An 11,504-nucleotide genomic window follows, 5' to 3' on the forward strand; every position below is an offset into this window, starting at 1 on the left:
TGTGCCGGCAGGCCCGGCACACGGGTGTTGGTGCTTCCGCTGGCGCTGCTGGCTACTTCGCGGCTGGTTCCGGCACGCGCGGTGAGCGTGCCAGAGTGCCGCGAGCCAGCGCTACGGCAGCAGCGAGCCGGTCTTCGTCGATACCGGTCTCGTGGCCGGCGGAGTGCAGGTGGCGGACGAGTTCCTCGGTGGCGATGTTGCCGTGCGCGCCGGGCGCGAACGGGCAGCCGCCGAATCCGCCGAGCGCCGCGTCGAAGCGGGTGATGCCGGCGGCGATCGCCGCGTCCACCGTCTCCAGGGCCAGCCCGTGGGCGTTGTGCAGGTGCAGGTAGTAGGTGAGTGCGGGTTCGGCGTCCATGACGTACTTCGCACTGGCCATGGCCTCTTCGGGCGGGGTGGTGCCCAGGGTGTCGGCCAGGCCGATGTCGCGCACGCCCATGTCCTTGAACGCGCGAACGATCTTCAGCAGGTGGTCCTTGTCGATGCGTCCCTCGAAGGGGCACGTGAAGGCGGTGGAGATGCCTGCGAAGAAGTTGGTGCCAGGGTACTTGACCACTTCGGCAGCCAAGCTCGCCATGGCCTCATCGATTCCGCGGCCGGCGTTGGCCGTGCTGTGCGCCTGGCTGGCCGAGGTGACGATCTGGATATTCTTCGCCCCCGCCTCCAACGCCCGGGCGACGCCCTTGCCGTTAAGCGTCAGAACCGTTAGCTCCGCCGTCGTGCTCTGCTGTAGTCCGGCGAGGACGTGCTCGGCGCCGGCCATCTGCGGCACGCGGGCCGGGTTGACGAAGGACGCGACCTCGAGGCGGCCGATCCCGGCCGCGGCGATGGCCTCGCCGATCGCGATCCGGTCCTCGACGGAAACGATCCTGTCCTCGTCCTGGAGGCCGTCGCGGAGGAACACATCGGTGACCTGGATGCGCATCTAGCGCACCTCCTCGGGGGTCCGCAGGCGGACGAGCTCGTCCTCGGTGAAGCCGGCGACGTCGCGCAGGACCTCATCGGTGTGCTGGCCAAGGTCGGGGCCGACCCATTGGACGCGGCCCTCGTGGCCGGGCATCTTCGGGACGACGCCAGGGAAGCGGATGAGCTCGGGCTCGTCTTCGACGACGACCTCGTGCGTCTCGATCATCTTGCGGGCCAGGTAGTGCTCGTCATTGGCAATGGATGGCGCGTCGTAGACGGGACCGGCGGGAACGCCGGCGGCATTGAGGCCGTCGAGCGCCTCGGACAGCGGACGGGCGCCGGTCCATGCGGCGATGATGCCGTTGAGCTCCTGCTCCCGGGCGCTGCGTCCCTCGGTGGTCTCCAGGGTGGCATCCTCGGCGAGGTCCTCGCGGCCGATGGCGTGCATCAGGCGCTTGAAAACGGAGGCGGAGTTGCCGCCGATGACAACTTCGAGTCCGTCGCCGGTCGGGTAGGAACCGGTGGGGACGACGCCGGGCAGGTGCCCGCCGGTGCGCTTGCGGACCATGCCGTAGGCGTCGTAATCCGGGACCAGGGATTCGAGCAAGCTGAACACGCCCTCGTAGAGGGCGACGTCGACGGTCTGCGGCCCCTCGGACTTGATGCCGCGGGCCTTCTGCAGCATCAGCATCAGGGCACCGATGACGCCGTAGAGGCCGGCGACAGTGTCACCCATGCTGGCGGCGGCGCGGCCGGCAGGGCGGTCCGGCTCGCCGGTGATGTAGCGCAGACCGGCGAAGGACTCGGCCGAGCTGCCGAACCCTGCGCGGTCCTTGTAGGGACCGGTCTGCCCGTAGCCGGAGATACGCACCACGACAAGGTCGGGGTTGATCCTGGTTAGCTCGTCAGGGCCAAGACCCCATTTCTCCAGCGTTCCCGGGCGGAAGTTCTCGATCAGTACGTCGGTGGTGGCAACGATCCGCTTCACGGCCTCGCGGCCCAAGTCGCTGCGCAGGTCCAAGGCGACGGACTTCTTGTTGCGGCCCAGAGTGCGGAAGAGCATCGAGGTCGTGCCGCGGGTCTTGCGCCAGTCGCGCAGTTCGTCACCGCCGTTGGGGCGCTCGACCTTGATCACTTCCGCACCGAAGTCACCGAAGAGTCGCGCCGCGAACGGCGCGGCGATAAAACTGCCCAGTTCGAGCACGCGAATACCCTCGAGCGGAAGCTGGTTCTGGCCAACGTTGAGTGCCTCAGTCATGGGGACCCTTCCAAGAATTTCCCACTTAGTGGAATATACTGCCAATTGCTGGGATACACCGTACAGTGATGTGCGGCACGCCACAACCCTGGATTGGCAACAGAAGAAACAACGCCGCGCAGCGGAAGGACCTGCGGGCTCGTGCCGGCAACGGATGGGAGGGCCTGCTTCCGCAGGCTTCACCGCAAAACAAGGGCCCGCCGGCAGTCACCGAGGCCGGGCCGACGGCATCGAGGATGGCCGCCACCCGCTCAAGGGTGTGGTTTCTGCCGTTGCCTTCCTCCTGAAACCATGGACGACCTTCGTGGCGTCGGCGAATGGGTTGCGGCCGGCGCGAGGGGCATTTTGGTGGTGGACCTGCGGATCAGCCACACAGTCGTCGCGCCCTACATCCTCGAGATCGTCGAAAAGACCCTCAAGAAGTAACCCCGGGCCCCCGTATCGGTGCTACAGGCCGAGGGCCGGGGCTTCGATCTTGGGGCAGGTGTCCATGACGACGTCGAGGCCAGCGGCTTTGGCGCGCTCTGCGGCGGCTTCGTCGATGACGCCGAGCTGCAGCCAGACGGCTTTTGCCCCAACCTCGATGGCTTGGTCCACGACCGGGCCTACCTTGTGCGAGTTCACGAAGCAGTTCACCACGTCGATTCCGCCCGGGATGTCGGCCAGCTTCCGGTATCCCTGCTGGCCGTGCACATCTTCGCCCTTGAGGTTGACCGGGATGACTTCCATCCCGCGCTGGTCCATCATGTACCGCGAGACGCTGAGCGCCACGCGCCGCGGATTGTTGGACAGGCCGACGACGGCCCAGCGGGCCGGGGTGGTGAGCAGCCGCTTGATGACTTCCGGATCATTGAGGTGCGCCATCCGGCCAGACTACCCCGGGCTCCGGCCGCTGGGCAGGGCCAGGGCCAGGCCCCGCTCGACCGCACCGGGAAAACGCACCCGGGCACCGCCGTCGTTAGCGATTTGCCAAACCAGCACGAATGCCGTTGAGTATTGCCATCCCATCCCGAGCGGCCGAGAGACCTGGATCGACGACGCCGCAGCAACCGACCCTGACGCGTGCCCTAAGGGCACTGGAACGGAACGGTGCTACTGCCAGGACCGATGGAAAGGAAGCCTGCCATGGCCCTAAATACCGACCATATCCGTGTCACCCATGCCGGTTCGCTGCCGCGCACGCCGGAGCTGCTGGCGGCCAACGAGGCGAAGGAAGCCGACGGCATCACCGAGGAATTCCTTGGGCTGCTGGAGGCCTCCGTGGTGGACATTGTCCAGCGCCAGAAGGACCTGGGCATCGATATCCCGAACGACGGCGAGTACGGGCACACGATGTCCAGTTCCGTCGACTACGGGGCGTGGTGGAACTATTCGTTCGCGCGGCTGGGCGGGCTGGAGCCGACCGATGTGGACCGCTGGGCGGACACGGACGTACACCGGTCCTCGCCCGGCAATATCGTGCTGACCACCTTCACCGACCGGCGCGACCGGGTGAAGTTCAACGAAGCCTACACGGACCCGTCGTCAGGCATCCTGGCGCACCGCAAGTCCGTCAAGCAGCCCAAGATCGCCGGGCCGCTGACCTACACCGGGCACGACCTGGTCGCCTCTGACGTAGCCAACCTGAAGAAGGGGCTGGCCGCGGCGGGGCTCGCGGAGGGATTCGTGGCGGCCCTCTCCCCCGGCTCGTGCGCCCGGATCGCCAACGACTACTACAAGACGGACGAGGAACTGGTCTACGCCTGCGCCGACGCGATGCGCGAGGAGTACAAGGAGATCATCGATGCCGGGCTGACCGTCCAGCTGGATGACCCGTCGCTGGCCGAAAGCTGGGACCAGATCAATCCCGAGCCGGCGCTGGAGGACTACCTGAAGTTCATCCAGCTGCGGGTCGAGGCGACCAACTGGGCGCTGCGCGGCCTGCCGCCGGAGCAGATCCGGCTGCACGTGTGCTGGGGCTCCTGGCATGGCCCGCACACCACGGATATCCCGTTCGCGGACATCATTGGCTCGGTGCTGCAGATCAATGCCGGCGCCTACTCCTTCGAAGCAGCCAACGTCCGGCACGAGCACGAATGGCGGGTCTGGGAGGAAACCAAGCTGCCCGAGGGCAAGGCCATCATCCCCGGAGTCGTGTCGCACGCGACCAACGTGGTGGAGCATCCGGAGCTGGTCGCGGACCGGATCGGACGCTTCGCCAAGCTGGTGGGCCGGGAATCGGTCATCGCTTCCACGGACTGCGGGCTGGGAGGACGGGTGCATCCGCAGATCGCCCTCGCCAAGTTGGAGGCCTTGGGCGAAGGCGCGCGGATTGCTACCCGCCGGCTCTGGCCCTAGGCCAGGGACGACGACGGTGTGCCTGCGGGAGCTTCGGCTTCCGCCTGCCTGCCGATCCAGCCGCTGACCAGATCCAGCAGCTCTGCGTCCACGGGCTCGCGAACCTGGCGCTTGTAGTCGCTCATGCTGGGGCCGGCCGGGTCGCGGCGGAGCAGGTGCGACAGGTCCTCGAGGCGGTGCGTGGTGACCGGACCGGGCACCGTAACGGCGATGAGGTCCAGGTCCGCCGGGTCCACTTGCAGGTCCTTGGTCCCGGTGGCTGCCAGGACCAGGACCTGGATCCGGCGCAGGTAGGGCATCGGATCGAAATCCAGGAACTCGCGCCACCACAGCGCATTCATCCGACGGCCCTGCATCCGGGCCACGTCGCCGGTAGTGGCCTGGATCTTGGCGACGGACTTGGCCTGGAGCTTGGCCAGGTCCTGTCGAAGGAGCTTAAGGAGCATCCTGGGGAAGGCCGGCAGCGTCCGGCTGATCTGCGCAGTCTGCCAGCGCGCCGTCTCAAAACCGGAGTGGGCCGAGGCGGAAAGCAGCACAGCACCCGCCAGCGGCACTTCCTGCTCTGCTGCCAGCGCCGCGGCGTGGTAGCTGCCCTCGCTGTGGCCGACCAGGAACACCGGCAGGCCACCGGCGCGCTGGGAGGTCCAGCGCAGGGCCGCGGTTGCGTCATCGGTGTTCTGCGCGAACCCGGCGGACAGGAAGGTGCCGCCGGAACTGCCGGTGCCGCGCTTGTCATAGCGCAGCGAGGCGATCCCGCGGGCGGCCAGGGACCGGGCAAGATCGCGGCTGATGCCCAGCGGAATCCGGCGGTGGTCGGCGTTGCGGTCGATCTCGCCCGAACCGGGCAGGATCAGGGCGACGCCGAGGGTCCGGCCCTCGGGCCTCATCCAACTGCCGGCCAGGCCAAGGCCGCCAGACTGGAACCGAACCTCTTCCTCGGTGAACTGCGGCGCCAGCGGGAGGTCCGCGGCCAGGCGGACCTGCTCGGCGATGCCGGCGGGATCCTCCACGCACACCACGACGGTGCTGAAGGCTTCGCCGGCGAGCTCCATCCGCACCGCGGGCTCGCCCCGGCGGGCCACGGCAAAGAGCTTCCCGCTCCGGCGGCGCCACGTGCCGATCCGGGTCCGTCCGGGAATGGCCAGCCCAGGCGCACGGAATCCCCGGACCGCGTCGAAGGCGTCCGCAACGACGTCGACCTGCTTCACTGATGCCAGCGGGAAGCGCAGGTCGCCCAGCAGGCCCGCCAGCTTCTCCCGTGGCTGCAGCCGAACCAGGACTTCATTGTTCTCCAACGCAATTGCCGCCATTGCGACTCCTTCCCCAACGCAGGACCACCGGCCGCTGCTGCCACTCCGAACCGAGCCTCTCTGCCCGGCAATTCAATTGTTATCAATTGCGAGAACAATGTCAATAGTGAGAACATGGAGTCATGGCACCCTCCAAAAGCGCCGACCTGATCCTCCATCCGGTCCGGCTGCAGATCCTGCAGACCCTGCTCGGCGGAAGGGAACTGACCACCGCGGAAATCGGCGGCGAGCTGCCCGAGATCCCGGCCGCCACACTGTACCGGCACGTCGCCACGCTGGCCAAGGCCGGAGTGCTCGAGGTCGTCCGCGAGCGCCCGGTGCGCGGAACCACCGAGCGCACCTACCGGCTGGAGCTTGAGCGCACGTCGGTCGACGAGAACGAACTCTCGGCCATGACGCCGGAGGACCATCGCCGCGCCTTCACCGGCTTCGTGGCCGGCCTGCTGCAGGCTTTCGACCGCTACGTGGAGGACGGCAGCGCGGACCTCAAGCGCGACGGCGCCGGCTACCGCCAGACCGCGCTGTGGCTGGACGATGAGGAACTCGCCGACCTTGTCGCCAAGATGCAGGGCGCGATCGCGGGCGCCGCAGCCAACGGCCCCGGGGAAGGACGGCGGCGCCGCATCCTCTCCACCGTGCTCATCCCCACGGGGCAGGAGGGCTGAAACCGGCAGGACTGAGCCGGACCGGCCTGACGCCGCCGCAACTCCGAGCCACACCGCACCTTCCGGAGGCGGAACCCGCCAGCCCTTCGCGATCCCCCGCTACGGTTTGTTACGCGGCATGTTGTGCCGGTTTGCCGCAGGCGCCCGCTTGCCGCTTAGATGGGCTTGACCATCCCGAGCGGCTGAGAGACCTGGCTCTACGACGCCGCAGCAACCCTGGTCGCCGCCAGCCTTCCCTGGCCGCCGGCGATATCGAGGTTCACCGCCGCGGGCCGGTGCAATTGCACCGAAGGCGTGATCCGTAGGGTGCTACTGCCAGGATCGATGGAGTGATTTCATGACTGCAGTAGCAGCTTCCGCCCGGCCCTCGGCCTCCGCACCTTCGGCCGCGCGCACCTCCGACCTTTCCTCAGCCCTTCCCGTGTCCTTCCGCGGCCTGCGGCGGACGTTCGGCACCGGCGGGTCCGCCCATACCGTGCTGCGCGACATCGACTTCGACGTCCGAGAGGGCGAGGTCCTGGCGATCCTCGGTCCCAGCGGCTGCGGCAAATCCACGTTGCTGCGCGCCACGGCGGGACTCGATGCGCCCAGCGCCGGCTCAGTCAATATAGGTACGACGCCGGTCCAAGGCATTGATCCGCGCTGCGCCTTTGCGTTCCAGGAGCCAAGGCTCCTCCCGTGGCACACGCTGCAGGCCAACATCGCGATCGGCCTGCCAAAGTCCTCCAGCGCCAAGACCGGCAAGGCCAAGGTCGCCCGGTTGCTGGAACTGGTCGGACTGGACAAGTTCGCCAAGCACCGCCCGCGCGAGGTCTCCGGCGGGATGGCACAGCGCGCATCGCTGGCCCGGGCGCTGGCGCGCAACCCGGGTGTGCTGCTGCTCGATGAGCCGTTCGGCGCCCTGGATGCGCTGACCCGGATCAAGATGCAGGACCTGCTGCTGGAGATCCACGCGGCGGAACCGACCACGGTCCTGCTGGTCACCCACGACGTGGACGAGGCCCTGCAGCTGGCCGACCGCATCGTCGTCCTCGGCAAGGAACCCGGACGCGAAGGCGACGGGGCCACGATCGTGCGCACCGTCGTCGTACCCGATGAACGCCCGCGGGACCGCGGCTCCGCCGAACTGGCCCGAATGCGCAGCTCGCTGCTCGAAAGCCTTGGCGTCGAGGGCCACTAGCCCGCGCCCGCAACTTCCGAATTTCCGGCACACGCCCCACCTGACCTGCAGCGCCTTCTCCTCTGCTGCGCCTGAACCGAAGGAAAAACCATGCTGAAAACCAACCGTTTCACCCGCCGTTCCCTGCTCGGTGCCGCCGCCCTGGCCGCCTCCGCCTCGCTGGCCCTGACCGGCTGCGTGGCCGGCGAAGACTCCGAAGCCGCCGCCGGCGCGACCGCCGCCAGCGACGGAGTCCTGAACATCGACTTCGCCACCTACAACCCGCTGAGCCTGGTCATCAAGGAAAAGGGCTGGCTCGAGGCCACGCTCGCCGACCAGGGCGTGGAGGTCAACTGGGTCCAGTCGGCCGGCTCAAACAAGGCCAACGAGGCGCTGCGTTCCGGAGCCATCGACGTCGGTTCCACCGCCGGTTCCGCCGCGCTGCTGGCACGCGCCAACGGCTCGCCGATCCAGACCATCAGCCTGTACTCCCAGCCGGAATGGGCCGCCCTCGTCACGCTGCCGGACTCCGGCATCGACTCGGTGGAGGACCTGAAGGGCAAGTCCATCGCCGCGACCAAGGGCACCGACCCCTACTTCTTCCTGCTGCAGTCGCTGGAGGAAGCCGGCCTGTCGCAGGACGACGTGACGGTGCAGAACCTGCAGCATGCCGACGGCTGGACCGCGCTGAACAACGGCTCGGTGGACGCCTGGTCCGGCCTCGACCCGATCATGGCCGGTGCCGAGCAGGAGGGCGCCGAGCTGTTCTACCGCAACCTGGACTTCAACACCTACGGCTTCCTCAACGCCACCGAGAGCTTCCTCGAGGAGGAGCCGGAGCTGGCGCAGACCGTGGTCAATGCCTACGAGAAGGCCCGCGCCTGGGCCGCCGAGAATCCGGAGGAGACCGCGCAGATCCTCGCCGACGTCGCCGGTCTGGACCTGGAAGTAGCGACGACGGTGATCACCGAGCGCAGCAACCTGGACGTTGATCCCGCGCCGGGCGAGACCCAGCGCGCCGTCCTGGAGAAGGTCGGCCCGGCCTTCGTGGAGACCGGCGACGTGGCCAGCCAGGCGCAGATCGATGAAGCGCTCGAGACGCTCCTCAATGACTCGCTGGTGCAGGCGGCCGATCCGGCCGCGATCAAGGAATCCTGATGACGCAACTCGGGAATCCCGATCTCACCGGCAACAGTGTTACGCCCACGAGCGCGCATGGCCTTAAGGCCACCGGCGTGGACGTGACCACTGCAGGCGCGGCCCAGCCGCCCGCCCCTGATCAGGGCGGCAGCACCCCGGCAAACGGATGGTCCCCGGCCGGGGTGCTGGAGAAGGGCTGGGCGCGCCTGCTGCTTGGACTGCTGCTGCCTGCGGCGCTGATCGGCGCCTGGCAGTGGAGCACCTCGGCGGGCCTGTTCAGCGTGGTCCAGTTGCCGCCGCCGGCGATGGTCTTCGAGGCTGCCGCGGACCTGATCCAGCGCGGCGAGCTCGGCCAGCATGTGGCGATCTCCACCCAGCGCGTGCTGATCGGCTTCGCGTTCGGCGCCGGGCTGGGCCTGGCGTTCGGCGCGCTGGTGGGGCTCTCCCGCGTGGCCGACGTGCTGCTGGCCCCGACCATCGGGGCGCTGCGTGCGGTCCCGTCCCTGGCCTGGGTGCCGCTGCTGATCCTCTGGATGAAGATCGGCGAGGACTCGAAGGTCACGCTGATCATGATCGGCGCCTTCTTCCCGGTCTTTACGACGGTTTCGCTGGCCCTGCGGCACGTGGACAAGAACCTGGTCGAGGCCGGACGCGCCTTTGGCCTCAAGGGACTGAAGCTCCTCACCACAGTCCAGCTCCCCGCCGTCGTACCTTCCGTCTTTTCCGGACTGCGGCTGGCGCTGGCGCAGGCCTGGCTGTTCCTGGTCGCCGCCGAGCTCATCGCATCCTCGATGGGCCTCGGGTTCCTGTTGACCGATTCGCAAAACAATGGCCGGACCGACCGGCTGCTGCTGGCGATTGTGCTGCTGGCAGTCATTGGCAAGATCACTGACGCCCTGCTTGGCGTCGCAGAGAAATGGGCAGTAAAACGATGGGCGTAAGCATCACCGAACCGGCCTCGGTCCTCAACTGGCCGGAGCCGCAGACCGAAGAGGAGCGCATCGCGTTCTGGGAGGACGCCGCACGCCGGCTGGAGTGGGCCGAGCCGTGGCACACCGCGCATTCCGCCACCCCAGTGGATGTCGAGGCCCGCCGCGGGCCGGAGCTGCGCTGGTTCGACGGCGGAAAGCTCAACGCCGCGGTCAACTGCACCGACCGGCATGTGGCCGCCGGGCGCGGGGACAAGGTGGCGCTGCACTTCGAAGGCGAGCCGGGCGACCGCCGCACCGTGACCTACCGCGAGCTGCAGGAACTGGTCTCGCAGGCGGCCAACGCGCTGCAGGCCTTGGGCGTCGGCAAGGGCGACCGCGTGGTCATCTACCTGCCGGTGCTGGTGGAAACCGTGGTCATCACGCTGGCGTGCGCACGGATCGGCGCGGTGCACTCGCTGGTCTTCGGCGGCTTCTCGGCCGAGGCCCTGCGCTTCCGCGTCGAGGACACCGGCGCGAAGCTGCTGGTCACCACCGACGGGCAGTACCGCCGCGGCCAGGCCGTTCCGGTGAAGGACAATGCGGACGCCGCCGTCTCCGGGGACAATGCGATCGAGCATGTGCTGGTCCTGCGCCGCACGGGCAGCGACATTGCCTGGACCGAGGGGCGCGACGTGTGGTGGCACGACGTCGTCGACACCCAGCCGCGGGTCCACGAGGCCGAGGCCTTCGACGCCGAAACACCGTTGTTCATCATGTACACCTCCGGCACGACCGGGCAGCCGAAGGGCCTGGTCCACACCACCGGCGGCTACCTCACGCAGGCCTCGTTCAGCCACGAGTACCTGTTCAGCCACCCGGATCCGGCACAGCGCGACGGCGACGTCCACTGGTGCACGGCGGACCTCGCCTGGGTCACCGCGCACACCTACGAGATCTACGGGCCGCTCTCCAACGGCGTCACCCAGGTCATCTACGAGGGTGTGCCCAATGCGCCGCACCCGGGCCGCCACTTCGAGATCATCCAGCGCTACGGCGTCACCAGCTACTACACCGCGCCCACGCTGGTCCGCTCGCTGATGGGCTGGTTCCCCGAGGGCATCCCGGCCGAGTACGACCTCTCCTCCATCCGCCTGTGCGGCACGGTCGGCGAGGCCGTGAACCCCGAGGCGTGGCGCTGGCTGCGCACGCAGGTCGGGCGCGATGCGCTGGTAGCCGGCGATCCGTCGTCGGGCGTTCCCATGGTGGATACCTGGTGGCAGTCCGAATCCGGCGCCACCATCCTCTCCCCGCGCCAGACGGACTCCTCCTTCAAACCCGGCTGCGCCACCCGCGCCCTGCCGGGTGTGGCCACGGATATCGTTGACGACGGCGGAGCCGGGTGGGTGCCAACGTGCAGGGCAACATCGTGGTCACCAAGACCGGCCCCTCGATGGCCCGCACCGTCTGGGGGAACCCTGAGCGGTACTTCACGTCCTACTGGGAGAAGTATGCTGCGCAGGGCTGGTTCCTCGCCGGCGATGGCGCCCGCTTCGACGAGGACGGCGACACGTGGATCCTCGGCCGGACGGACGACGTCATCAACATCTCCGGGCACCGGCTGTCCACGATCGAGATCGAGTCCGCGCTGGTGTCCCACCCGGCTGTGGTGGAGGCCGGGGTGTGCCCCACCTACGACGCGAAGACCGGGCACGCCGCGACCGCGTTCGTGGTGCCCCTGGACAAGTCGCTCATCGGCACCACCCTCGCCATCCCGGCCGCTGCCCCCGGCGCCGACGGCTCCGCACCCGCCGCCCAGCC

The 11,504-nt window shown here is 68.4% G+C and carries 10 protein-coding genes and 1 pseudogene; 7 read left to right on the plus strand and 4 right to left on the minus strand.

Annotation, left to right across the window (positions count from 1 at the left end; translation table 11 throughout):
- Positions 1–52 precede the first annotated feature (52 nt).
- On the minus strand, positions 53–925 hold the full coding sequence (locus tag D477_RS07165; protein WP_005268345.1) for a hydroxymethylglutaryl-CoA lyase: 873 nt from the start codon (positions 923–925) through the stop codon (positions 53–55).
- Positions 926–2,164, minus strand: coding sequence for a CaiB/BaiF CoA transferase family protein (locus D477_RS07170; protein ID WP_005268346.1), 1,239 nt, complete (start codon positions 2,162–2,164; stop codon positions 926–928).
- 291 nt (positions 2,165–2,455) lie between these two features.
- Between D477_RS07170 and D477_RS23535 the strand changes: the two genes are divergently transcribed.
- The gene (locus tag D477_RS23535) at positions 2,456–2,590 is read left to right on the plus strand and encodes a hypothetical protein (RefSeq protein WP_272943817.1); all 135 of its coding nucleotides are present in this window, start codon (positions 2,456–2,458) and stop codon (positions 2,588–2,590) included.
- 21 nt (positions 2,591–2,611) lie between these two features.
- On the opposite strand, the gene D477_RS07175 is transcribed toward D477_RS23535, so the two are convergent.
- The gene (locus D477_RS07175; RefSeq protein ID WP_005268347.1) at positions 2,612–3,028 is read right to left on the minus strand and encodes a CoA-binding protein; all 417 of its coding nucleotides are present in this window, start codon (positions 3,026–3,028) and stop codon (positions 2,612–2,614) included.
- Positions 3,029–3,289: 261 nt separating this feature from the next.
- Between D477_RS07175 and D477_RS07180 the strand changes: the two genes are divergently transcribed.
- Positions 3,290–4,501 (plus strand): cobalamin-independent methionine synthase II family protein, encoded by a 1,212-nt coding sequence (locus D477_RS07180; RefSeq protein WP_005268348.1) that lies wholly within the window; start codon positions 3,290–3,292, stop codon positions 4,499–4,501.
- Here the strand turns inward: D477_RS07180 and D477_RS21090 are convergent.
- Positions 4,498–5,811 (minus strand): alpha/beta hydrolase, encoded by a 1,314-nt coding sequence (locus D477_RS21090; RefSeq protein WP_005268349.1) that lies wholly within the window; start codon positions 5,809–5,811, stop codon positions 4,498–4,500. The two genes, D477_RS07180 and D477_RS21090, sit on opposite strands and share 4 nt — an antisense overlap.
- 122 nt (positions 5,812–5,933) lie before the next feature.
- Between D477_RS21090 and D477_RS07190 the strand changes: the two genes are divergently transcribed.
- The 5 genes and pseudogenes from D477_RS07190 to D477_RS07210 all read left to right on the plus strand — a co-directional run.
- Positions 5,934–6,476: a helix-turn-helix domain-containing protein gene (locus D477_RS07190; RefSeq protein ID WP_005268350.1), complete on the plus strand. Its 543-nt coding sequence runs from the start codon at positions 5,934–5,936 to the stop codon at positions 6,474–6,476.
- 337 nt (positions 6,477–6,813) lie between these two features.
- On the plus strand, positions 6,814–7,656 hold the full coding sequence (locus tag D477_RS07195; RefSeq protein WP_005268351.1) for an ABC transporter ATP-binding protein: 843 nt from the start codon (positions 6,814–6,816) through the stop codon (positions 7,654–7,656).
- A 90-nt stretch (positions 7,657–7,746) separates the two neighbouring features.
- Positions 7,747–8,793, plus strand: coding sequence for an aliphatic sulfonate ABC transporter substrate-binding protein (locus tag D477_RS07200; RefSeq protein WP_005268352.1), 1,047 nt, complete (start codon positions 7,747–7,749; stop codon positions 8,791–8,793).
- Positions 8,793–9,716, plus strand: coding sequence for an ABC transporter permease (locus D477_RS07205; RefSeq protein ID WP_005268353.1), 924 nt, complete (start codon positions 8,793–8,795; stop codon positions 9,714–9,716). The genes D477_RS07200 and D477_RS07205 overlap by 1 nt, the downstream gene beginning before the upstream one ends.
- Positions 9,707–11,504: pseudogene (locus D477_RS07210) on the plus strand (acetate--CoA ligase); the annotation flags it as partial. The gene D477_RS07205 and the pseudogene D477_RS07210, both read left to right, overlap by 10 nt.

The sequence above is a fragment of the Arthrobacter crystallopoietes BAB-32 genome, from assembly GCF_000328305.2.
Taxonomy (GTDB): domain Bacteria; phylum Actinomycetota; class Actinomycetes; order Actinomycetales; family Micrococcaceae; genus Crystallibacter; species Crystallibacter crystallopoietes_A.

Excerpts from the sequence above, each read along its gene's own strand:
- D477_RS23535 (WP_272943817.1), top strand. The coding sequence starts at position 2,456 with ATGGACGACCTTCGTGGCGTCGGCGAATGGGTTGCGGCCGGCGCGAGG.
- D477_RS07165 (WP_005268345.1), bottom strand. The coding sequence starts at position 925 with ATGCGCATCCAGGTCACCGATGTGTTCCTCCGCGACGGCCTCCAGGAC.
- D477_RS07180 (WP_005268348.1), top strand. The coding sequence starts at position 3,290 with ATGGCCCTAAATACCGACCATATCCGTGTCACCCATGCCGGTTCGCTG.
- D477_RS07170 (WP_005268346.1), bottom strand. The coding sequence starts at position 2,164 with ATGACTGAGGCACTCAACGTTGGCCAGAACCAGCTTCCGCTCGAGGGT.
- D477_RS07195 (WP_005268351.1), top strand. The coding sequence starts at position 6,814 with ATGACTGCAGTAGCAGCTTCCGCCCGGCCCTCGGCCTCCGCACCTTCG.
- D477_RS07200 (WP_005268352.1), top strand. The coding sequence starts at position 7,747 with ATGCTGAAAACCAACCGTTTCACCCGCCGTTCCCTGCTCGGTGCCGCC.
- D477_RS21090 (WP_005268349.1), bottom strand. The coding sequence starts at position 5,811 with ATGGCGGCAATTGCGTTGGAGAACAATGAAGTCCTGGTTCGGCTGCAG.
- D477_RS07190 (WP_005268350.1), top strand. The coding sequence starts at position 5,934 with ATGGCACCCTCCAAAAGCGCCGACCTGATCCTCCATCCGGTCCGGCTG.
- D477_RS07205 (WP_005268353.1), top strand. The coding sequence starts at position 8,793 with ATGACGCAACTCGGGAATCCCGATCTCACCGGCAACAGTGTTACGCCC.
- D477_RS07175 (WP_005268347.1), bottom strand. The coding sequence starts at position 3,028 with ATGGCGCACCTCAATGATCCGGAAGTCATCAAGCGGCTGCTCACCACC.